The organism is Sandarakinorhabdus sp. (assembly GCF_040398665.1).
GTDB lineage: Bacteria > Pseudomonadota > Alphaproteobacteria > Sphingomonadales > Sphingomonadaceae > Sandarakinorhabdus.
The window spans coordinates 271715-293907 of sequence record NZ_JBBATQ010000004.1; the positions used below are offsets into that span (position 1 = coordinate 271715).

Sequence of the window (22193 nt, forward strand, 5' to 3'; positions counted from 1 at the left end):
AAGGGCGGCAGCGTGGCAACAACCCGGCTGGCCTGGGCGCTTTTCAGGCCGGCGGGATTTCGCCCAGGGCGGCCGGGTCAAGATCAATCTGTTCGCGGATGATGGTGTCCGCGCCGGACATCATGTCGCCGCTGATCAACTGCAGATCGAGCCGTTCGGCATCGCGGCGGCGATATTCGGTTTCGATGGTGTCGATCTGCGTGGCGGGCGTGCCGATGTTGGCCAGCACGTCGCGGCCCATGGCGACGGCGCTTTCCAGCGTCTCACGGGTCACATGCTCCACACCGGCCTGGCGCAGGGCGATGGTGTGCATGCGATCAAAGGCGCGCGCGATGATCGGCAGATCGGGCCATTGCGCGCGGATGGGTTCCAGCACCAGCTTCGGATCCCACGCGCCATCGATGGCAAACACCAGCGCGCTGGCGCGATCGACGCCGGCAGTTCGCAAGATGTCCAGCCTGGTGCCGTCGCCCCAGAACACCTTGTTGCCAAAGCGGCTCGACACGTCGATCAGTTCGGCATCCAGATCGATGGCGGTGATGTCCACCCCGCGCGCGCGCAGCATCTGGGCGATCACCTGGCCCACCCGGCCGCTGCCGACCAGCACGACATGGCCGCCATGGTCGGCAGTGCCGGCCGATTCCGGGCCATCACGGCTGCCGGGATCATCCTTCACGGCAAAGGCCTGCCCAGCCAGCCGGAACAGCAGCGGCGTGAGCGCCATCGAGCAGGTGACCACCGCGCCGAACAGTTGCGCCGCCGAATGGCTGATCAGCAGGCCGCGTTCGGCTTCGGCAAACAGCACGAAGCCGAACTCGCCGCCCTGCGCCAGCAGCACGCCCATCTTGAGGGCCTGGCGCCAACCAGTGCCAAAGCTGCGGGCCAGGCCGGCGATCACGGCGGTCTTCAGCGCCAGCACGCCCACCACCAGCGCCGCGATCAGGCTCCAGTTGGCTGCCACCACCGCCAAATCGAGGCTCATGCCGATGGCGATGAAGAACAGGCCGAGCATGAGGCCGCGGAACGGTTCAATATCGGCCTCCAGCGCATGGCGGTACGGCGATTCGGCGAGCATGACGCCGGCGACGAACGCGCCAAGCGCCATGGACAGCCCCAGGCTGGCCATCAACAGCGCACTGCCCAGCACGCTGAGCAGGGCGGCAGCCACGAACGCCTCACGCGCGCCCAGCGTGCCGATGATGCGGAACAGGCGCGGCAACACCCAGCGCCCCACCGCCACCAGAAATGCCAGCGCACCCAGGGTTTTGACGGCAACCAGCCAGCCCGGTTCGGGATCGATTCGCGGCGCTCGCGACAGGGCGGCCACGATGGTGAGCAGCGGCACGATGGCCAGATCCTGGAACAGCAGCATGGCAAAGCTGCGCTCCCCGAACGGCGTGGCCGCCAATTGCCGTTCGTTGAGCAGTTGCATGACCAGGGCGGTGGACGACAGGCCCAGCGGCAGGCCGACAACCAGCGCCGCTTCCCAGGTCAGGCTGGTGGTGACCAGCAGCAGGCCGGTAATCGCCAGGCCGCAAAGCAGCACCTGGGCCAGGCCCAGCCCGAAGATATCGCTGCGCAGCGCCCACAGCCGCGCCAGTTGCAGTTCCAGCCCGATCACGAACAACAGCAGCACAATGCCGAATTCGGCAAAATGCAGCGTCTGTTCGGCATTGCCGACCAGGCCGAGCAGCGACGGCCCGATCAATATGCCGGCCGCCAGATAGCCGAGCACGGCGCCGAGCCGAAACCGGATGAACAGCGGCACCAGCAGCACCGACGCCGCCAGATAGACAACGACATCGCGCAGCAGATTGGGCCCGGCCTCGGTCATGCCGCCGCCTGGCCGGCTGCGGCCAGCGCCGCCAGCACGGCATCCAGCGGCAACAGGATGGACGGGTGGCGGGCGCGGTGCGCGCGGGCCGGGGCGAACATCTGCCAGCCATCGGGGGCTGCATCGGCGCGCTGGCCCAGAAAATCCGCCAGCCCGGCGCGAATTGCCGCCAATTGTGCCGCGTCCGCCCCCGGTGCCATCGCCGCCACCACCGCCGCCGAGGCCTGGCCCAGCGTGCAGGCCCGGCTGGCATCCAACCCCAGCGCCGCGATACGCCCCTGCCCATCCAGCGTGACATCGGCGACGATCTTGCTGCCGCACACCGGCGACACGCGCGCCGCGCTGCCATCGGCGGTGGCCAGGCGGGTCGCGACTTCACCCGCCAGTTTCAGGCGCAGGATCGCAGCGGAATAAAGCGTGTCGGCCATGGCACCCACTCTAATCGTTGCCGAGTGGGTCGGGATAGCGGCGAAATCGCACCGTGCCGTCGCGGTCCACCTCAACCAGTTCGCCGGTGATGTCGCTGCCGGCGGCGATGATGGCATCCAGCGCGGCGGCAAACAGGCGAAGTTGTTCGGCGGTGCCAACCGAGGGCAGGATCACCAGCAGGCCGGCATGCACATCGACCCCACGATACAGGCGCAGGAAGTCGCGGGCATTGTTGGTGACAAAGGTGAAATCACCGCCGATGATCTGCGGCCACAAGGCGCGATCCGAATGGCTGGTCAGCCCCAGCCAGTTGACATGATGGGCTTCAAAACCCCGCGAAAACGCTTCGGCTGCGAGCGCCGGTGACAGGCATTCATCGATCAGCAAGCGGATCAAAGCAGACCCTGCGCCTTGGCCCAACGCCGCACCGCATCAATGCCGCCCAATGGCATATAGGGATAGGCCACAACGATATCATAGTCGCTCTCGCCGGCCTTGATGCAGGCGACAATGGTTTCCGCCGGAATCCGCGTCCCGTGAATCACCGGCCAGCCGCCGAGGATTTCGGGATCTGACACGACCTCGACAAAGCGCGGCGGCGGCGGGGCGGAGAGCTTGGTGGCCATGACCGTGCCTCTAGCAGAATTGCGAGGCGTTTGCACCCGTCAGGCCCGCCGCCAGGTCGTCCCGCCAGCGCTGTCTTCCACAGCAACGCCCTCCGCCGCCAGGGCATCGCGCAATCGATCCGATTCTGCCCAGTCGCGGGCCTGGCGCGCCGCCGTGCGCTGCGCCACCAGCGCATCGATGCGGGCCGCATCGGGATCGGCATGGCCCTTCGCATCGGCGGCGCTGCGGCTGCGTTCCGGCGCGAGGCCGGGCAGGCCCAGAAACGCCAGCGCCCCCAGCAGCGCCTCGCGGTCGTGCTCCACGCCGGCAATCGCCGCCAGCGCCGCAGGCGTGTTGAGATCGTCCGACAGCGCCTCGATCACGGCCGGCGGCGGCGGCGGCCGCACCCCGCGCGGCACATCGCCCAACCGGCGCAGCCATTTGTCGAGCCGGCCGCGCATCTGGCCAAGCAGCGCCTCATCCCACAACAATGGCTGGCGATAATGCGCGCTGAGCAACGCCAGGCGCAGCTCATCGCCCGACCAACCCGCCGCCGTCAACTCGCCGACGCTCTGCACATTGCCCAGCGACTTGGACATTTTCTCAGCCCCGCCGAAATTCAGGAAGCCGTTGTGCATCCAGATATTGGCCAGCGGCGCACCATCATGGGCGCAGGCGCTTTGCGCGCATTCATTCTCGTGGTGCGGGAAGGTCAGATCGATGCCGCCGCCATGGATGTCGATGGTCTCGCCCAGGCTTTCCGCAATCATCGCCGAGCATTCGATGTGCCAACCCGGCCGCCCACGGCCCCATGGCGATGGCCAACCGGCCTGATCCTTCGTTGACGGCTTCCACAGCACGAAATCGGCAGCATTGCGCTTGTAGGGCGCGATTTCGACGCGCGCGCCGGCGATCATTTCCTCCAGCGGGCGGCGCGACAGGCGGCCATAATCGGCATGGCTCGCCACATCGAACAGCACATGGCCCTCGGCGGCATAGGCATGGCCCTTGGCCACCAGCGTTTCGATCATCGCCACCATCGCCGGGATGCTGCCGGTGGCGTGCGGGTGCAGATCGGGGCGCTCCACCCCCAGCGTGGCGGCATCTTCCAGATACAGCGCTTCATAGCGCTGGGTGATCACCTCGATGCGGACGCCTTGGGCGCGCGCCTTGTCCATGATCTTGTCGTCGATGTCGGTGATGTTGCGGGCATAGACCAATTTGTCCGGGCCATAGATGTGCCGCAGCAGCCGTTGCAGCACGTCGAACACCACGGCGGGGCGGAAATTGCCGATATGGGCGCGGCCATAAACCGTCGGGCCGCAAACATACAGGGTCACCCGATCCGGATCGATCGGCACGAAATCCTGCTTGGCGCGGGCGGCGGTGTTGTAGAGGCGAAGGCTCATATGGCGGTGGATGGCGTGGTTTTCTCCTGCCGGTCAAGCAGGCTGTCGAGCGAACGACGATCAGCGGGGGCGTAACCGGGCTCGGCATCCGGTTCGCCATCAGGGCCGAAGCCCGGCAGGCCGGCGTGCGGATTGTCGCTGCCGGCAGAGCCGTTCGGCGCCTGCTGTTGCCGCCACGCATCGCCAACATATCCGACCATGGCATTGGCCACCAACGCCAATGTCGGCGCTGTGCGTGCCTTGGCCAGCCACGCCGGGCGATCCGCTTTGCCAGGCAGGATCGTCAGCGTCAGGGTGAGCAGCAGGAAGGCCAGGCTGGCGACCAGGAAGCCCTTCACCAGGCCAAAGCCCAGCCCCAACATGCGATCGAACGGGCCGATCAGGCTGCCCTTGGCGCTGCTCGACAGAAAGCTGCCGAGCAACTTCACCAACAGCACCGCCAGCAGAAACGGCCCCAGCACGGCCGCCAGCGTGCCGAGCATCTCGCTGCCGCTGGCCTCCACGAACACCGCCCGTGCCGGGGCATAGACCATGCGCACCGCGACAAAGCCCGCCACCCACGCCGCCAGGCTGGCGAACTCGGCGATGAAGCCGCGCATCAGGCCAAATGCCGCCGTGGTGCCGACAATCAGCACGACCAGCCAATCAAATCCGGTAAGGGCAGCGAGTATTTCCATAGCGAAGTGCCTTACCCGAATGACACGGCCGCGCAAATGTCATTGCGGGCGGCCCAGGTGATCGACCAGCGCATTCAGCGTGGCGAATCCGCCCACCTGCATGGTGCCGGCGCCGCCGGTGCCAGCCGGCACGAATGCCCGGCCAAAGCCGAGCTTGGCCGCCTCCTTCAACCGCAGCGACGCAAGGCCGGCGGGGCGCAATTCGCCGGACAGCGCCACTTCGCCGAATGCCACCGCATCCACCGGCAGCGGCCGATCGGTGAGCGCCGACACCAGCGCACAGGCCACCGCGAGATCGGCGGCGGGATCGGCAATGCGCAGGCCGCCAGCGACGTTCAGATAGACTTCGTGGCCGCCGAAGGCCAGGCCGCAGCGCGCCTCCAACACCGCCAGCAGCATCGCCAGCCGGCCCGAATCCCAGCCAACCACCGCCCGGCGCGGCGTGGCGCCGGTCGGCACCCGCACCACCAGCGCCTGGATTTCGCACAGCACCGGCCGCGTGCCTTCCAGCCCGGCGAACACCACGGCGCCGGTCACGCTGTCCTGGCCTTCGCGTGCGGTCAGGAACAGGCTCGATGGGTTGGCGACCTCCTCCAGCCCATCGGCGCCCATGGCGAACACGCCGATCTCGTCGGTGCCGCCAAAGCGGTTCTTCACGGCGCGCAGGATGCGATACTGGTGGCTGCGCTCGCCTTCGAAATAAAGCACGGTATCGACCATATGCTCGAGCACGCGCGGGCCCGCCAACTGCCCGTCCTTCGTCACATGGCCGACCAGAATCAGCGCCGTGCCCGACAATTTGGCATAACGGATCAGCTCCTGCGCCGACGCGCGCACCTGGGAAACCGTGCCCGGCGCGCCTTCCAGCGTGTCACTGTGCATGGTCTGGATCGAATCGATGACCAGCATGCCCGGCGGCTGCGGCAGCGCCGTGAGCGTCGTGAGGATATCGCGCACATTGGTTTCGGCCGCCAGCGCGACATCGGCCTTGGCCAACCCCAGCCGGCGCGCGCGCAGCCGCACCTGATCGGCGGCTTCCTCGCCCGACACATAGGCGACCGCGGTGCCACCGCGCGCCATGCGCCCGGCGGCCTGCAGCAACAGGGTGGATTTGCCGATGCCGGGATCACCCCCGATCAACGTGACACTGCCCGCCACCAGCCCGCCGCCCAGCGCGCGATCAAGCTCGGTGATGCCGGTGGACAGCCGCGCCGGCAGCGCCACATCATCGGCCAGGCTTTCCAGCGCAATGCGCCGCCCGCCGGCCTGCAACGACTGTTTGGCGGCAAAGGGCGTGAACACCGGCGCGGCTTCTTCGGCCAGCGTGTTCCATTCCTTGCAATCGCCGCACTGCCCCGCCCAGCGCGACGACACCGCGCCGCACGCCTGGCAGACATAACGGGATTTGCCCTTGGCCATGGCACCTCACATATGGAACATAGGCGGAACAATAAGCAGAGGCTGGCCTCCCCGCAAGGGGCTTGGCAGGCTTGCCCAGTGTTTGCATGCCAACCCCGGTTCGCTAAAGCGCCGCAATGCACATCCGCCCCGCCACCCCGGCCGATCGCGCCGCCATCGCCGCCATCATCCTGCCGGCAATCCGGGCCGGCACGACATTGACGCAGGATCCCGCCATGTCGGAGGCCGACGCGATCGCCTATTGGCTGGCGCCGGACAAGACGACGTTTGTGGCCGAGGCCGACGGCGCGATCGTGGGGACCTATTATATCCGCCGCAACCAGACCGGCGGCGGCAGCCATGTCTGCAATTGCGGTTATGTCACCGCTGCGGCCGCGGCCGGGCGGGGCGTGGCCCGCAGCATGTGCGCCCATTCGCTGGATCAGGCCCGTGCCCAAGGCTATCGCGCCATGCAGTTCAACTTCGTGGTGAGCACCAACGAACCGGCGGTGCATCTTTGGCAGTCGATGGGCTTTGCCATCGTCGGCCGCCTGCCCGGTGCCTTTGCCCATCCGCAGGCCGGCGATGTCGACGCCTATGTGATGTATCAGAAGCTCTGACCGGCTGTTGCATTGCGGCGCTGCGCCATGCCAGATGCGCGCATGAAACCTTCCATCGCCCTACCGCTCCTGCTGGCCGCCGCACTGGCCACGCCCGCCGTCGCCCAGCCCGCCAATCTGGCCGCCGCACATGCCAAGCTGGCGGCCGATTATGATACCACCATCGCCGAGCTGATCGAGCTCACCGAGATCCCGGCGCCGCCATTCAAGGAAAATGTGCGCGGGCTCCGCATGGCGGAAAAGTTCAAGGCGCTGGGCCTGACAGACGTGCATGTCGATGCGGTCGGCAATGTGATCGGCATCCGCCCCGGCAAGAACCGCACCGCCAAGGCGCTGATGGTCGCCGCCCACCTCGACACTGTTTTCCCGGAAGGCACCAACACCAAGGTGCGCCGCGAAGGCGACACGCTGCACGCGCCGGGCATTGGCGACACCACGGTCACGCTGGCCGCGCTGCTGGCGTTCGTGCGCGCCATGGATGCCGGCAAGATCGTCACGCCGCGTGACATCATCTTCGTGGCGAATGTGGGGGAGGAAGGCCAGGGCGATCTGCGCGGCGTGCGCCATCTGTTTTCCGCCAGCCCGCTGAAACCGCGCATCGGTGATTTCATCAGCTTCGATGGCAGCACGGTGGGGCGCATCACCAATGCCGGCGTCGGCTCGCGGCGCTATCGCGTCGCCTTCAAGGGGCCGGGTGGCCACAGCTATGGCGCGTTCGGCATCGTCAACCCGATGGTGGCAATGGCCGGCACGGTCAGCGGCCTTTACAAGATCGTGCCGCCCACGGATGTGAAGACGACCTATTCGGCGTCTACCGTCACCGGCGGCACGTCGGTGAACTCGATCCCCAACGAGATCACCATGGAGTTCGACATGCGCTCCGCCTCGCCGGCCAATCTGCAGGCGGTGGAAACGCAGTTCCTGAAACTGATCGCGGACAATGTCGCCGCCGAAAACGCCGCACGCGACACGCGTTTCGGCAAGATCAGCGCCACGCCCGAACTGATCGGCGATCGTCCCGCCGGCACCACGCCCGCCACCGATCCGCTGATCACCACCGCCGCGCGCATCCTCGGCGCCGGCGGCTACAGCAGCGAATTGGGCGCCAGTTCCACCGACAGCAACATCCCGATCAGCCTTGGCATTCCGGCCATCACGCTTTCGGCCGGCGGCGGCGGCTTTCGCGCCCATGCGCTGGATGAATATGTGAATGTCGAGCGCGGCGCCTTCGTGAAGGGCATCACCACGGCCTTCGACATCGTGGTCGCTGCCGCCGACATCAAGCGCTGAGCCTGGCAACCGCGCCCACCGGGGGAGAAGAGGCCGGGCGCGCACCCCAGAAAATCCGACGCTTGCCGACTGGTTACACCCCGTTACACTAGCTCCGCACAGGAGCATGCGTGCAAACCAAGGAATTGCGCCTCGCGTTGGTCTGTTACGGCGGGGTCAGCCTGGCGGTGTACATGCACGGCCTCACCAAGGAAGTGTGGAAGCTCACCCGCGCCTCCATGCGCCGGCATGCACCGGACGCCGCCGACATGCCGCCGGCGCGCGACACCGAGATTGTTTACCAGGCGCTGCTCGATGCCATTCCCGGCCTCGATCTGCGGGTGATCTGCGACATCGTCGCGGGGGCTTCGGCCGGCGGCATCAATGGCGTGCTGCTGGCGCGCGCGCTGGTGGAGGGGCATGATCTGGATGCCATCCGCGCGCTGTGGCTGGATGGCGCCGATTCCGATGTGCTGCTCGATCCGGCGGCGGCCTCGCGCAGCTTTTCCAAGCTGTGGGCGATCCCGCTGGTGTGGTGGGTGCGCCGGCGCGGGCTGGCAGCGGACGACAGGGCGCAAGTGCAGGCCCATGCCGAGGTGAAGCGCAAATTGTCCCGCCTGATGCGCAGCCGCTGGTTCAAGCCGCCCTTTTCAGGCGCGGCATTTTCGGGGCTGCTCGCCGATGCCTTCGCCGCCATGGCGGCCGGCACCCGCACGCCGCCGCTGCTGCCGCGCCTGCACCCGTTCGATCTGTTCGTCACCGTCACCGATTATCATGGCGCGCCGCAGCGGCTGCGGCTGAACAGCCCACTGGAAGTCACCGAGCCGGAGCATCGCCTGGTGCTTGGCCTGTCCTGCCCCGGCGACGGCGAGGATCGGCATCTTGGCGAAACCGGTGAACTCGTGCTGGCCGCCCGCGCCACCGCCAGTTTCCCCGGTGCCTTCCCGCCGGCCCGCGTGTCCGAAATCGATGCGGTGCTGGCGGCGCGCGGCCTGGCCTGGCCGGGGCGCGCGGCATTTCTGGCGCGCAACTTTCCCGGCCGCCGCGATCCGGCGCTGGTCGATCTCATCGATGGCGCCGTGCTCGACAATCGGCCGTTCGGCCCGGCGCTGGCGGCGCTGCCCGGCCGCCCGGCGCACCGCGAGGTTGATCGCCGCTTCGTCTATCTTGATCCCAAACCCGGCATGCACGACCCCGGTCCTGGCCCGGACGGCGACGTGCCGCCGGGATTTTTCGCCACCATCCTGCGCAGCCTGGCCGATATCCCGCGCCAGCAACCGATCCGCGACAGCCTGACCGCCATCGAAGCCATATCGGTGCGTGCCCGCCGCCTGCGCCATATCGTGATCGGCATGATCCCGCAGGTCGATCTGGCCATCGATGCGGCCATCGGCATGCGCCTGCTGCTGTTTTCGCCCACCACCAGCCGGCTGGCCGAATGGCGCAGCCGCATGAACGGCGAAGCCGCGCGGCAGGCCGGCTTTGCCTATGGCGCCTATGGCCGGCTGAAATTCGCCACCGTCGTGGAACGCCTGGCCGACCAGATCGCCAAGACCGGGGACATCGACGCAGCGCGGGCGCGCAGCGCGCTGTGGCACCATGTGCAGGCCGCCGGCATCGCCGAACCCGAACAGACGCTGGGCAAGGCCGGGCCGGCATCGGCCCATGTGCTGTTCCTGCGCCAGTTTGATCTGGATTTCCGCATCCGCCGCCTGCGCTTCCTGATCCGGCGGGTCAACATGGCGATGGCCGGCGCCGACGAGCGCACCGGCGAAGCGCTGGGCACGGTGAAGGCCGGCATCTACGCCATCCTCGGCCCGCATCTGGCTCGCGGCGGCATCGGCCGGCTTGATCCCGCCACCCGCGCCGCCTGTGCCGGCGCGATCGGGGATCCGGCGGCGGCGCTGGCGGCTTTGGCGGTCGCGCTCGATCTGAAGGCGCTGGACGACAGCAGCGATGCCGCACTGGTGGCCTTGCTCAGCACCGGCCTGCCGCGCCGACTGCGGCGCGAGGCGCTGGCCGCCTATCTGGGCTTTGCCTTCTTCGATATCGCCATCCTGCCGCTGATCGCCGATGGCGGCGGCGATGAGCTGGACGAGATCAAGGTCGACCGCGTCAGCCCCGATGATTGCATGGCGCTGGCCAGCGTGGGCGGCCGCCATCTGAAAGGCGCACAATTCAAGGCGTTCGGCGCGTTTTTCTGCCGCGCCTACCGCGAGCATGATTATCTGTGGGGTCGCCTGCATGGCGCCGAACGCATGATCGATCTGGTCGTCTCCAGCCTGCCCGAAGCGGCCAGGCCAACCGGCCAGGTGCTGGCCGGCATCCGCCGCGAAGCGTTTCGCGCCATCGTCACCACCGAACGCCCGCACCTGAACGGCATCGACGACATATTTGCGGCGCTGGCGGCCGCGCTCGGTCCGGATTGACTATTCGGCGGGCTGGGCTTTGCCGGCCGGCTTATACTGCCGCAGATAATGGATGATGATGGCCATGCCGCCCATGCTGGGGATCGCCCAGATCGCCGGGTTGAAGGCGTGGGTGGGGAACATCTCGATCAGGCCGACTGACAGGAACGCCGTGTAGGCGGCGATGCCCGTGGCGACCATCGCCTTGAAATGTTCGGGAATATAGGCGCGCGCCGCCGGGCGCGGAGCGAAGATGTAGCGGAAATAGGTGATGGTGGTGCCGAACCCCAAAAGCGAGACCATCACCATCAGGACCGGCTCCATCACCGGGCCATTGCGGTTAAGCAGATACGCCCCGTGCGCCAGGCAGATGCCGGCTGCGACCATGGTGGTGCCCTGCAACGCCAGCATCGACCAGTGCCGATTCGCGTCGTGATCCCGCCGGTTGGCGACCATCACCAGGCCGTATCTGGTCATGGAGACGGCCAGCAGGCCTAGATAGACCATCATCGTGCCGAACATGCCGCGATACAGCACCGCATCGGTCAACTCAGGATGCATGGCCAGCGGCCACACCAGCGACAGCGCGCCCATGCCGAGCGCCTGGCTCGCCGCCGTGTAGATCGAAGCCGAAAACACGAATCCCCAGCGCCGATGCGCCGGGCCACCCTTGCGCGTCACCACCGCCCCCCAGAAACTGGTGAGCGCCACCACGCCGGCGCCAACGTGGATGGCAAGGAAGATGTGAAACAGCCAGGGCATGGAAAGCCAAGGGTAACGCCGTGCCGGCCCAGCGGCAATATGTGCTACACTTCGGGCATGACAGCGCTCATCACTGGCTGGTGCTACTTCGCCGGCGTATTTGCCGTCGCCTTCGCGCTCGGCACGGTGCGCACCTTGTGGCTCGCGCCACTGGTTGGCGCGGTCACGGCGGTGGCGATTGAAACGCCGATTGTCCTGGCGGTCAGTTGGTGGTGCAGCGGGCGGCTATTGGCCCGGCAGAAGCTGGGGCTGGCGGGGCGGGCGGTGATGGGCGGTTCGGCATTCGTGTGGCTGATGCTCGCTGAGTTCGGGCTGGCGCTGGCGTTCGGGCGGGTGCCTTGCGTGTATCTGGCCAGCTTTGCCACCCCGGCCGGCATGCTGGGCCTGGCCGGGCAGGTGGCGTTTGCGGCGATGCCGATGCGGGTGAAACGCCAAGGCGCCTGATTCCTGCCCATATGCTGCCTTGCAACATGCCAAGCCCGATGCTAGTCGCGCCCCACCATCGGCGGGGTCACCTGCCGTGCCCTTTGTCATATATGATCACAGCGGGGCCAAAGCCTTGGACGTACAAATTTCCTCAAGCGTGGCCACCGGCCTTTCCGGGCGCTATGCGCGTGCGTTGTTCACGCTGGCCATTGAAGGCAAGTCGTTGGGCGCGGTTGAATCCAGCCTGACGTCGCTGAAGGAGGCGTTGGCCGAATCGGCCGATCTCGCCGCGCTGGTGAACAGCCCGGTGGTCGGGCGCGGCGCGGCCGGCGCAGCCGTCGCCGGTGTGGCCGATGGGCTGAACATCGATGGCCTGACCAAGAATTTTCTCGGCGTGCTCGCCGCCAATCGCCGGCTGGCGCTGCTGCCGGCGATCATCCGCGATTTTGCGGCGCTGAATGCCGCGCGCAAGGGCGAAGTGACCGCCGATGTCACCGCCGCCCACAAGCTGACCGACACGCAAGCACAGGCGCTGGCTGCCAAGCTGAAGGCCGGCATCGGCCGCAACGTGGCGCTCAACATCACCGTCGATCCGGCGATCCTGGGCGGGCTGGTCGTCCGCGTGGGCAGCCGCATGATTGATTCTTCGATTCGCACCCGGCTCGACATGCTCGGCCAGGCGCTCAAGGCTTAAGAAGGACCTGACATGGACATCAACGCCGCCGAAATCTCGCGGATCATCAAGGATCAGATCGCCAATTTCGGCACCGAGGCGCAAGTCTCGGAAGTCGGCCAGGTGCTGAGTGTCGGCGACGGCATCGCCCGCGTGCATGGGCTGGACAATGTCCAGGCCGGCGAAATGGTCGAATTTCCCGGCGGCATCCAGGGCATGGCGCTCAATCTGGAAACCGACAATGTCGGCGTCGTGATCTTCGGGTCGGACAGCCAGATCAAGGAAGGCGATACTGTCAAGCGCACCGGCACCATCGTCGACGTGCCGGTCGGCAAGGGCCTGCTCGGCCGCGTCGTTGATGGCCTGGGCAATCCGATCGACGGCAAGGGCCCGATCGTCGCTGCCGAACGCCGCCGCGTCGAAGTGAAGGCGCCGGGCATCATCCCGCGCAAGTCCGTGCACGAACCGATGCAGACCGGCCTGAAGGCGCTCGACGCCCTCGTCCCCGTCGGCCGCGGCCAGCGCGAACTGATCATCGGCGATCGCCAGACCGGCAAGACCGCCGTGGCCATCGACACGTTCATCAACCAGAAGACGGTGAACGCTGGCGACGACGAATCGAAGAAGCTTTATTGCATCTATGTCGCCATCGGGCAGAAGCGCTCGACCGTGGCGCAGATCGTGCGCGCGCTGGAAGAAAACGGCGCGATGGAATATTCGATCGTGGTGGCCGCCACCGCGTCGGAGCCGGCCCCGCTGCAGTTCCTGGCACCCTACACCGGCTGCACCATGGGCGAATATTTCCGCGACAACGGCATGCATGCCGTGATCGTCTATGACGATCTGTCCAAGCAGGCCGTCGCCTATCGCCAGATGTCGCTGCTGCTGCGCCGTCCGCCGGGCCGCGAAGCCTATCCGGGTGACGTGTTCTATCTGCACAGCCGCCTGCTGGAGCGCGCCGCCAAGATGAATGACGATCTGGGTGCCGGTTCGCTGACCGCGCTGCCGATCATCGAAACCCAGGCTGGTGACGTGTCGGCGTACATCCCGACCAACGTGATTTCGATCACCGATGGCCAGATCTTCCTCGAAACCGAACTCTTCTATCAGGGCGTCCGCCCGGCCATCAACGTCGGCCTTTCGGTGTCGCGCGTCGGTTCCGCCGCGCAGACCAAGGCGATGAAGAAGGTCGCCGGCTCGATCAAGCTGGAGCTGGCCCAGTATCGTGAAATGGCGGCGTTCGCGCAGTTCGGCTCCGATCTCGACGCCTCGACGCAAAAGCTGCTGAACCGCGGCAAGCGCCTGACCGAGCTGCTGAAGCAGGACCAGTTCAAGCCGATGCCGTTCGAAGAGCAGGTCGTCAGCATCTTTGCCGGCGTCAACGGCTTCCTCGACACGGTGGACGCCAACGCCGTCACCCGTTTCGAAGCCTCGCTCTTGAGCCACATCAAGTCGGCGCATGCCGATGTGCTGACCGACATCCGCACAAAGAAGGATCTGAGCCCGGACACGGTCACCAAGCTGAAGGACGTCATCGGCGCCTTCGCCAAGACCTTCGCCTGAACGACGCACGATGCCCAGCTTGAAAGCCCTGAAGGTCCGCATCACTTCGGTGAAGTCGACCCAGAAGATCACCAAGGCGATGAAAATGGTCGCCGCGGCCAAGCTGCGCCGTGCGCAGGAAGCCGCCGAAGCCGCGCGCCCCTATTCGGAGCGGATGGCAGCAGTAATGGCGAGCCTCGCGTCACGCGTCACGGTTGGCCCGGAATCGCCCAAGCTGCTGGCTGGCACCGGCAAGGATCAGTTGCATCTGCTGGTGGTCTGCTCGTCGGAGCGCGGCCTCGCTGGCGGCTTCAACGGCAACATCGCCAAGCTGGCGCGCCGCACCATGGACGAACTGCTGGCCGAGGGCAAAACCGTCAAGTTGATGTTTGTCGGCAAGAAGGCCCGCGCGCCGTTCGCACGCACCCACAAGGAGCTCATCATCGACACGGTCGACATGACCCATGTGAAGACCCTGGCCTTCACCGATGCCAAATCCGTGTCGGAAGATGTCGTGCGCCGCTATGAAGCCGGCGAATTCGACGTGGCGCATCTGTTCTTCTCGACCTTCCGCTCCGCCCTGGTGCAGACGCCGACGCGGCTGCAGATCATTCCCGCCGCGCTGCCCGCCGGCGGCGATGCCCAATCCGGCGCCGACGCGTCGGTGGAATATGAGCCGGACGAAGAGGCCATCCTCGCCGATCTGCTGCCGAAGAACCTCGCCGTGCAGATTTTCCGCGCGCTGCTGGAAAATGCCGCATCCGAACAGGGCAGCCGCATGACCGCCATGGACAGCGCCACGCGCAACGCCGGCGACATGATCAACCGCCTCACCATCACCTACAACCGCACGAGACAGGCCGCGATCACCAAGGAATTGATCGAGATCATCTCGGGCGCCGAAGCGCTTTAAGGAGCACGCCACCATGGCCAACACCACGAACAATGTCGGGCGCATCAGCCAGGTCATCGGCGCCGTTGTCGACGTGACCTTCGAAGGCGAACTGCCGTCCATCCTGTCCGCCCTGGAAACCCGCATCGGCGATCGCCGCCTGGTGCTGGAAGTTGCCCAGCATCTGGGTGAAAACGCCGTGCGCACCATCGCCATGGACGCCACCGACGGCCTGGTCCGCGGCCAGGAAGTCACCGACACCGGCAGCCAGATCCGCGTGCCGGTTGGCCCGGCCACGCTCGGTCGCATCATGAACGTCATCGGGGAACCGATCGACGAGCGCGGCCCGATCGATCAGACCAACACCGCCCCCATCCACGCCCAGGCGCCGGACTTTGTCGATCAATCGACCGAAGCCGCCATTCTGGTCACCGGCATCAAGGTCATCGATCTGCTGGCGCCCTATGCCAAGGGCGGCAAGATCGGCCTGTTCGGCGGCGCCGGCGTCGGCAAGACCGTGCTGATCCAGGAACTGATCAACAACATCGCCAAGGGTCACGGCGGCACCAGCGTGTTCGCCGGCGTGGGGGAACGCACCCGCGAAGGCAATGATCTTTATTATGAATTCCTCGATGCCGGCGTCATCGCCAAGGATGCCGATGGCAATGCCATCTCCGAAGGCTCCAAGGTGGCGCTGGTCTATGGCCAGATGAACGAGCCGCCCGGCGCCCGCGCCCGTGTCGCGCTTTCGGGCCTGACCATCGCCGAATATTTCCGCGATGTCGAAGGCCAGGACGTGCTGTTCTTCGTCGACAACATCTTCCGCTTCACCCAGGCCGGTTCCGAAGTGTCGGCGCTGCTGGGCCGCATCCCGTCCGCCGTGGGTTATCAGCCGACGCTGGCCACCGACATGGGCCAGTTGCAGGAGCGCATCACCTCCACCAACAAGGGCTCGATCACCTCGGTGCAGGCGATCTACGTGCCCGCCGACGATCTCACCGATCCGGCGCCGGCCACCTCGTTCGCCCACCTTGATGCCACCACCGTGCTCAGCCGCGCGATTTCGGAACTCGGCATCTATCCGGCGGTCGATCCGCTCGATTCGACCAGCCGCGTGCTGTCCCCGCGCGTTGTCGGCGAAGAACATTATGGTGTCGCGCGTTCGGTGCAGGAAGTGCTGCAGAAGTACAAGTCGCTGCAGGACATCATCGCCATTCTCGGCATGGACGAGCTGTCGGAAGAGGACAAACTCACCGTCAGCCGCGCCCGCAAGATCCAGCGCTTCCTGAGCCAGCCGTTCCACGTCGCCGAAATCTTCACCGGTTCGCCCGGCGTGCTGGTGGCCGTGGAAGACACGATCAAGGGCTTCAAGGCCATCGTCGCCGGCGAATATGATCATCTGCCGGAAGCGGCCTTCTACATGGTCGGCACCATCGAAGACGCGGTGGCCAAGGCCAAGAAGCTGGCCGCCGACGCGGCCTGAGTTCTCCCCTCCCGCTTGCGGGAGGGGTCGGGGGTGGGAATAGACCCACCCTGACCGAAAAACCCACCCCCAGCCCCTCCCGCAAGCGGGAGGGGAGCGGAGCGGAACATGGCAGACCTTCTCGATTTCGAACTCGTCTCCCCGGAACGGCGCATTGCCAAGGCCAAGGTGGCCATGGTGGTCGTGCCCGGCAGTGAAGGCGATTTCGGCGTGTTGCCCGGCCACGCGCCGATGATGAGCACCATTCGCCCCGGCACCATCGAAGTCTATGCCACCGAAGGCAGCGGCCCCACCGAGCGTTACGAGATCGAGGGCGGCTTTGCCGAAGTGACACCGCAGGGCCTGACCATCCTGGCCGAAAAAATCGCCTGAAAAAATCGCCTGAGAAAGATCGGCTGAACTGGGCGGTTCAGCCGCCAGACAGGCCCGCACGGGCAACTTCGCCCACGTGATTGCCGGTTTCCCCCGTCGGCAAAACCGCCTAATCTTGTGCGGTTACACGTTGCTGGAGCCTGATGCGATGCGCCCTCTGCCTGCCCTGATCGCACTGCTGGTCGCTGTGCCGGCCCTTTCCCAGCCGACGCCGGCCAACCCCACCACAGCACCGCCGCGGCCAAGCATGTTGAAGCCTGCCGACATTCCCGCCGGCGATGGCAGCCAGCCGCGCCAGCGCATGGTGACGGTGTTCGGCAACGAGGCCTGCCCCAAGCCGAATTCCCCCGATGAAGTGGTGGTGTGCGCCCGCCTGCCCGAAGCGGAAATCTATCGCATCCCGGAACGCCTGCGCCGTGCCGAAACCCGCACCAGCGTGCTCACCCAGAATCGGGCGATGCTGCTGGGCGATGGCGCGGGCGGTGCCGGCAACAGCATCGGCAGTTGCAGCGCCGTCGGGCCGGCCGGCTTCACCGGCTGCGATCGCCGGCAGGTCGAAGCCTGGGCACAGGATCGCACCAACCGCATGGGCTATAGCGAGCCGACTCCGCCGCAGTAGGGGCAACTGCTGCACTTTGGGTCCCTCCCTTCAGGGGAGGGCGACTCGGCGCCAGCCGAGCGGGGTGGGTGATCCCCGCCCGATCATATAAAGCAACACCCTCACCCGCTCGCCGAAGTCAGCGGGTCGCCTCTCCCATCAAGGGAGAGGGAGACAAAAAAGGGCGCCCCGGTTTCCCGGCGCGCCCCCTCAATATCCAGCGCGGAGCCTCAGCGCATCGGCTTGACCGTCGGCGCCACGCCCGGCTTGGCCGGATCGAACCGCACCGAGACCGTCTCGCCGCTGTTGCCGGGGAAATTGGTGAAGATTGCGGTGACCAGATTGGGCACCAGCTTGGTCAGATTGTTGCTGCTGCTCACCGTTTCGGCGCGGCCTTCGAACACGCTGCGCTTGTCCGTGTTGCGGTTGATGCGCAGGGCCACCACGGCGTTATAGGTGGTGACCGAATAGACATCATTGTTCCAGCCGCCACCGAAGCCGCCGCCCCAGCCGCCGAAACCACCGCCCCAGCCGGCACCCCAATAGGGGCCCCAGCCGCCGCCCCAACCGCCGCCCCAGCCACCAAAGCCGCCGCCAAAACCGCCCCAGCCCATACCGCCCCAGCCGATGCCCGGCCGGGTGCGCACTTTCTCACGCGGTGCGGTGACATTGTAATCCAGTTGCACGGTCAGCGCCGACGCATCGGCGCTGGCAGCCTCCTGATAGCCGGCCGCCACCAGTTTCTGGCGGACCAGATTGGCATAGGTGGCAAATTCCAAGCCGCCTTCATTGGCCTTGTCGCGGGCTTCGATCACGAAGCTGTTGCCCGAAGGGGCCGGCAACTGCTGAAACCGCGCCACGCGCGCTTCGAACGGCGCGACACAGGCACTCAGGGCCAGCGCGGCCAGCAGCGGCGTGAGATGACGGGGTGCGAAGCGAATGTTCATATGTGACCCTGGATGAGGTGGTGACAATGTTATGCGCCTTCCATGCAACAACGCAACTGACTGCCACATGAACGACAGTTAATGTGATACCACGCTCAGGCGGTAAAGCCCACCGCCCGGTGCACATCGGCCAGCACCGGTTCGGCAATCGCCCGCGCCCGATCGGCCCCGCGCGCGCAGATGGCTTCGATGGCGCTGGCATCGTCCTTCAGCGCGTTGAAGCGCGCCGTGATCGGCGCCAGTTTCGCCACCATCACGTCGGCCAGCGCCGGCTTGAAGGCGCCGAAGCCCTGGCCGCCATGGTCGGCCAGCACCTGGGCAATGCTGCGGTCCGTCAGCGCCGCCATCAGGTTGACCAGATTGGTCGCTTCGGCGCGCCCGGCCAGCCCGGCCGGTTCCGATGGCAGGGCCTCCGGATCGGTCTTGGCCCGTTTGATCTTGGCGGCAATGGTGTCGGCATCGTCGGTCAGGTTGATGCGGCTCTGGTCGCTGGGATCGCTCTTGGACATCTTGGCGCTGCCGTCACGCAGCGACATCACCCGCGTCGCCGGGCCTTCGATCACCGGTTCGGGCGGCGGAAACAGCTCCCCGCCGAAACTGGGCCCGAAATCATTGTTGAACTTGATGGCGATGTCGCGCGCCAGCTCCAGATGCTGCTTCTGGTCCTCGCCCACCGGCACATGGGTGGCGCGATACGCCAGGATGTCGGCGGCCTGCAGCACCGGATAGGTATAAAGGCCCACCGAAGCGCCTTCACGATCCTTGCCGCTCTTTTCCTTGAACTGCGTCATGCGGTTGAGCCAACCGACCCGTGCCGTGCACATCAGCACCCAGGCCAGCTCGGCGTGCACGCGCACCCGGCTCTGCGGGAACAATATGCAGCGTTCGGGATCGAGGCCCGCCGCAATCAGTGCCGCCACCATCTCGCGAATGCCGCGGCGCAGCGTCGCCGGATCCTGCGCCACGGTGATGGCATGCAGATCGACCACGCTGAAAATGCATTCGGCTTCATCCTGCATGCGCACCCAATTGCGGATGGCCCCCAGATAATTGCCGAGATGCAGATTGCCGGTGGGCTGGATGCCCGAAAAAACCCGTTTCATTGGCGCTTCCGTCTCAATTGCGCGGCGAGGCCTGACAAGGTGAACAGGCCCAGTGCTCGCGCGGCCCCCAGATAGGCCAAGCCGCCCATGCCAAGCAACAGCGCCAGCGCCAGGATGCGCATCGGCACGGCGGCATCGGGCGTGGCAAAGGCCGCCATCGCGTGTTGGGCCGCCGCCAGCACCGCCAGCATCGCAACCGTGGCAATCACCAGGCGCGGCAGGCTGCGCCGCGCCCGTTCATCCAGCGCGAACTGCCCACGCCGGACCAGCAGCCACCACAGCGCCCCGGCGTTGCCCCACGCCGCGATCGCCGTGCCCAGCGCAATGCCGACATGACCGAACGGCCACACCAGCAGCAGATTGGCCGCCAGATTGACCAGCATCGCCCCCAGCGCCACCCGAACCGGCGTGCGCGTGTCGCTGCGCGCGTGAAAGCCCGGCGTGAGCACCTTGATCAGCACATAGGCCGGCAGGCCGAGCGCGAACGCCGCCAGCGCCGCGGCCGTCTGCCGCGTATCCAGCGCGGTGAAGGCACCGTGCTGGAACAGGACGCCGATGATCGGCGCGGCCACCAGCGCCAGGCCTGCTGCAGCCGGCAGGGTAAGTAGCAGCACCAGTTCGATGGCGCGATTCTGCTGGGCCAGCGCCGCGCTGGCGTCCCCGGCGGCGAGCAGCCGCGACATCGCCGGCAGCAGCGCGGTGCCCACCCCGATGCCGATGATGCCCAGCGGCAATTGATTCAGCCGGTCGGCATAATAGAGCCAGCTTACGGCGCCTTCGCCCAGGAACCGCGCCGCCAACGCCGTGGAGATCAGCAGGTTGATCTGCACCGCCCCTGCCCCGAGCGCGGCTGGCAGGATCAGCCGCAGCAGCGCCTTCACCTCTGGGGTCAGCCGTGGCACGCGCAGCCGCAGGCCGAAACCAGCGCGCTGGCACGACCACATCAGCCAGATCAGTTGGGCCACACCGCCCAGGGTGACGCAGATCGCCTGCACCCCGGCCACGGCCACGGCATCGCTGCCGGCCGACCAGAACAGCCCGGCGATCAAGACCAGATTGAGCAGGATGGGTGCTGCGGCATTGACCGCGAACCGACCGACCGCGTTGAGCAAGCCGCCGAGCAGCGACACGATGCTGATCAGCATCAGATAGGGGAAGGTCAGCCGGGTGAAGTGCACGGTGAGCGCAAATTTTTCCGGCGCTGCATCGGGGAAGCCGCCTGTGAGCGCCCAAACTACCGGCGCGGTCGCCACCACCATCACGATGGTGAACAGCAACAGGAACGGCAGCAACACCGCCAGCACCGCCTCTGCAAAGCGGCGGGCAGCATCGACGCCGCCGTTTTCAGCGCCCATCCGTTGATTGAGCATCGGCACGAAGGCGGCGGCCAGCGCGCCTTCGGCAAACAGCGCGCGGAACAGATTGGGGAGGCGCTGGGCGATCAGGAAGGCATCGGCGGCCAGGCCCGCGCCCAGCAAAGTCGCTTGAAGCACATCGCGGACAAAACCGGCGATGCGGGAAAGCAGAGTGAAGCTGCCGATGGTGGCAGAGGCGCGGACGAGGCTCATCCGATTATCGCGCAAAACAAGGCGAAGGACCCCTCACCCCGCTCGCCTACGGCGAGTCGCCCTCTCCCGCAAGGGGAGAGGGGATCAAGCGTTGCCGATCTGGCCGTTGCCGCCCTGCTGCGCCAGATAGAGCGCACCGAAATCGATCGGATCGAGCATCAGGGGCGGGAAGCCGCCGTCGCGCACGGCATCGGCAATGATGCGGCGGGCGAACGGGAACAGGATGCGCGGCGCTTCGATGATGCAGAACGGCTCCAGCGCTTCTTCCGGCACATTCTGCAAGCCGAACAGGCCGGCATAGAGCAGATCAACCAGGAAGGTGGCGGTGCCATCGACATCGGCCTTGGCGGTGATCTTCAGCTCGACTTCGAACACATTGTCGGCTGCCTTGCGGGCATTGACGCCGACATTGACGTCGATGCGCGGCTGGCCGCCCATCTGCAGGCTGGCCGGCGCGTTCGGATTTTCGAACGACAGATCCTTCACATATTGCGTGATGATCGAAACCTGCGGCATCGCCTCACTGTCGAAGCTGCCTTCGCCAAACCCATTTTCAGGCGATGCGCCCAGATCGATTTCGTCGGTCATGCTGGCGGTTCCTTCTGGCAAACACGCTTGTGCGGGCTTTGGCGGCCAACGCCTCAGCCGCCCAACGCTTAATCGTCCGCACCAAATTCCTGCACCGGACCCGAATCCTGGCCCTTGGCGTCGACATTGCGATCGACGAACTCGATGATCGCCATCGGCGTGGCATCGGAACGGCGCACACCGGCCTTGACCACGCGGATATAGCCACCTTCGCGGTTGGCATAGCGTGCCGCCAGTTCGTCGAACAGCTTGGACAACTGCGCTTCATCGCCCAGGCGAGCCAGCGCCAGACGACGGTTGGACAGGCCGCCGTGCTTGGCCAGCGTCACCAGCTTCTCGATGTAGGGGCGCAATTCCTTGGCCTTGGGCAGCGTGGTCTTGATCTGCTCGTGCTTGATCAAGCTGGCCGACATGTTGCGCAGCATCGCGATGCGATGCGCGCTGGTCCGGCCGAGTTTGCGATGGGCAACGCCGTGGCGCATGGGTCTTCTCCGTTCGTATCGGGGCCGTATCAGGCACCCCGATCCAGGCTGATGGTGGGGCCAGCCAGATGCCCCCAGTCATGACGCGTCATGAACGATGGCCGCCC

23 protein-coding genes are annotated in these 22193 nt (G+C 66.4%); 10 read left to right on the top strand and 13 right to left on the bottom strand.

Translation table 11 applies throughout. From position 1 onward, the window contains the following. Window positions 1-43: 43 nt before the first annotated feature. From ABWP22_RS07825 to radA, 7 genes are read right to left on the bottom strand one after another with little or no spacing between them, the layout of a single operon-like run. Complete coding sequence (locus ABWP22_RS07825) at window positions 44-1834, bottom strand: monovalent cation:proton antiporter-2 (CPA2) family protein (protein ID WP_353199396.1); 1791 nt, start codon at window positions 1832-1834, stop codon at window positions 44-46. Then, complete coding sequence (locus ABWP22_RS07830) at window positions 1831-2262, bottom strand: iron-sulfur cluster assembly scaffold protein (RefSeq protein WP_353199397.1); 432 nt, start codon at window positions 2260-2262, stop codon at window positions 1831-1833. Before ABWP22_RS07830 ends, ABWP22_RS07825 begins: the two co-directional genes overlap by 4 nt. A gap of 10 nt (window positions 2263-2272) precedes the next feature. Then, window positions 2273-2659: a DUF5615 family PIN-like protein gene (locus ABWP22_RS07835; RefSeq protein ID WP_353199398.1), complete on the bottom strand. Its 387-nt coding sequence runs from the start codon at window positions 2657-2659 to the stop codon at window positions 2273-2275. Further along, complete coding sequence (locus ABWP22_RS07840; protein ID WP_353199399.1) at window positions 2656-2889, bottom strand: DUF433 domain-containing protein; 234 nt, start codon at window positions 2887-2889, stop codon at window positions 2656-2658. Before ABWP22_RS07840 ends, ABWP22_RS07835 begins: the two co-directional genes overlap by 4 nt. A 39-nt stretch (window positions 2890-2928) precedes the next feature. Next, complete coding sequence (cysS, locus tag ABWP22_RS07845; protein ID WP_353199400.1) at window positions 2929-4278, bottom strand: cysteine--tRNA ligase; 1350 nt, start codon at window positions 4276-4278, stop codon at window positions 2929-2931. Next, entirely contained in the window at window positions 4275-4955 is a 681-nt protein-coding gene (locus ABWP22_RS07850; RefSeq protein ID WP_353199401.1) for a CvpA family protein, read from the bottom strand. Before ABWP22_RS07850 ends, cysS begins: the two co-directional genes overlap by 4 nt. A 39-nt stretch (window positions 4956-4994) precedes the next feature. Continuing rightward, window positions 4995-6374: a DNA repair protein RadA gene (gene radA, locus ABWP22_RS07855; protein ID WP_353199402.1), complete on the bottom strand. Its 1380-nt coding sequence runs from the start codon at window positions 6372-6374 to the stop codon at window positions 4995-4997. 116 nt (window positions 6375-6490) lie between these two features. Between radA and ABWP22_RS07860 the strand changes: the two genes are divergently transcribed. The 3 genes from ABWP22_RS07860 (at window position 6491) to ABWP22_RS07870 (ending at window position 10671) form a co-directional block, all read left to right on the top strand. Continuing rightward, window positions 6491-6973 carry a GNAT family N-acetyltransferase gene (locus ABWP22_RS07860; protein ID WP_353199403.1) on the top strand — a complete coding sequence of 161 codons (483 nt, stop codon included), beginning with the start codon at window positions 6491-6493 and terminating at the stop codon, window positions 6971-6973. A gap of 42 nt (window positions 6974-7015) precedes the next feature. Beyond that, complete coding sequence (locus ABWP22_RS07865; RefSeq protein ID WP_353199404.1) at window positions 7016-8263, top strand: M20/M25/M40 family metallo-hydrolase; 1248 nt, start codon at window positions 7016-7018, stop codon at window positions 8261-8263. Between the two features lie 110 nt (window positions 8264-8373). Then, on the top strand, window positions 8374-10671 hold the full coding sequence (locus ABWP22_RS07870) for a patatin-like protein (protein WP_353199405.1): 2298 nt from the start codon (window positions 8374-8376) through the stop codon (window positions 10669-10671). On the opposite strand, the gene ABWP22_RS07875 is transcribed toward ABWP22_RS07870, so the two are convergent. Further along, entirely contained in the window at window positions 10672-11412 is a 741-nt protein-coding gene (locus ABWP22_RS07875; protein ID WP_353199406.1) for a hypothetical protein, read from the bottom strand. It abuts the gene before it with no gap. Window positions 11413-11469: 57 nt separating this feature from the next. Here ABWP22_RS07875 and ABWP22_RS07880 point away from each other — a divergent pair, with 57 nt between their 5' ends. The 7 genes from ABWP22_RS07880 to ABWP22_RS07910 all read left to right on the top strand — a co-directional run bounded on the left by ABWP22_RS07880 (window position 11470) and on the right by ABWP22_RS07910 (window position 17419). Further along, window positions 11470-11856, top strand: coding sequence for a hypothetical protein (locus tag ABWP22_RS07880; RefSeq protein WP_353199407.1), 387 nt, complete (start codon window positions 11470-11472; stop codon window positions 11854-11856). Window positions 11857-11971: 115 nt separating this feature from the next. Beyond that, window positions 11972-12532, top strand: a complete 561-nt coding sequence (locus ABWP22_RS07885; RefSeq protein WP_502951100.1) for a F0F1 ATP synthase subunit delta — start codon at window positions 11972-11974, stop codon at window positions 12530-12532. A gap of 12 nt (window positions 12533-12544) precedes the next feature. After that, the gene (gene atpA, locus ABWP22_RS07890) at window positions 12545-14074 is read left to right on the top strand and encodes a F0F1 ATP synthase subunit alpha (protein WP_353199408.1); all 1530 of its coding nucleotides are present in this window, start codon (window positions 12545-12547) and stop codon (window positions 14072-14074) included. 10 nt (window positions 14075-14084) lie between these two features. Next, a complete protein-coding gene (locus ABWP22_RS07895) occupies window positions 14085-14966 on the top strand; it encodes a F0F1 ATP synthase subunit gamma (protein ID WP_353199409.1) in 882 nt (293 codons plus the stop codon). Between the two features lie 13 nt (window positions 14967-14979). Beyond that, a complete protein-coding gene (atpD, locus tag ABWP22_RS07900) occupies window positions 14980-16428 on the top strand; it encodes a F0F1 ATP synthase subunit beta (RefSeq protein ID WP_353199410.1) in 1449 nt (482 codons plus the stop codon). Between the two features lie 108 nt (window positions 16429-16536). Next, a complete protein-coding gene (locus tag ABWP22_RS07905; protein WP_353199411.1) occupies window positions 16537-16800 on the top strand; it encodes an ATP synthase F1 subunit epsilon in 264 nt (87 codons plus the stop codon). A gap of 148 nt (window positions 16801-16948) precedes the next feature. Beyond that, window positions 16949-17419, top strand: a complete 471-nt coding sequence (locus tag ABWP22_RS07910; RefSeq protein ID WP_353199412.1) for a hypothetical protein — start codon at window positions 16949-16951, stop codon at window positions 17417-17419. Between the two features lie 209 nt (window positions 17420-17628). Here the strand turns inward: ABWP22_RS07910 and ABWP22_RS07915 are convergent, their stop codons facing one another. The 5 genes from ABWP22_RS07915 to rplQ all read right to left on the bottom strand — a co-directional run bounded on the left by ABWP22_RS07915 (window position 17629) and on the right by rplQ (window position 22086). After that, window positions 17629-18345 carry a DUF4136 domain-containing protein gene (locus ABWP22_RS07915; RefSeq protein WP_353199413.1) on the bottom strand — a complete coding sequence of 239 codons (717 nt, stop codon included), beginning with the start codon at window positions 18343-18345 and terminating at the stop codon, window positions 17629-17631. Window positions 18346-18440: 95 nt separating this feature from the next. Next, entirely contained in the window at window positions 18441-19448 is a 1008-nt protein-coding gene (gene trpS / locus ABWP22_RS07920; RefSeq protein ID WP_353199414.1) for a tryptophan--tRNA ligase, read from the bottom strand. Continuing rightward, window positions 19445-21016, bottom strand: a complete 1572-nt coding sequence (murJ, locus tag ABWP22_RS07925; RefSeq protein ID WP_353199415.1) for a murein biosynthesis integral membrane protein MurJ — start codon at window positions 21014-21016, stop codon at window positions 19445-19447. The genes trpS and murJ overlap by 4 nt, the downstream gene beginning before the upstream one ends. Window positions 21017-21100: 84 nt before the next feature. Further along, window positions 21101-21604, bottom strand: a complete 504-nt coding sequence (gene secB, locus ABWP22_RS07930) for a protein-export chaperone SecB (RefSeq protein WP_353199416.1) — start codon at window positions 21602-21604, stop codon at window positions 21101-21103. 68 nt (window positions 21605-21672) lie between these two features. After that, window positions 21673-22086 (bottom strand): 50S ribosomal protein L17, encoded by a 414-nt coding sequence (gene rplQ / locus ABWP22_RS07935; protein ID WP_353199417.1) that lies wholly within the window; start codon window positions 22084-22086, stop codon window positions 21673-21675. Window positions 22087-22193 lie beyond the last annotated feature (107 nt).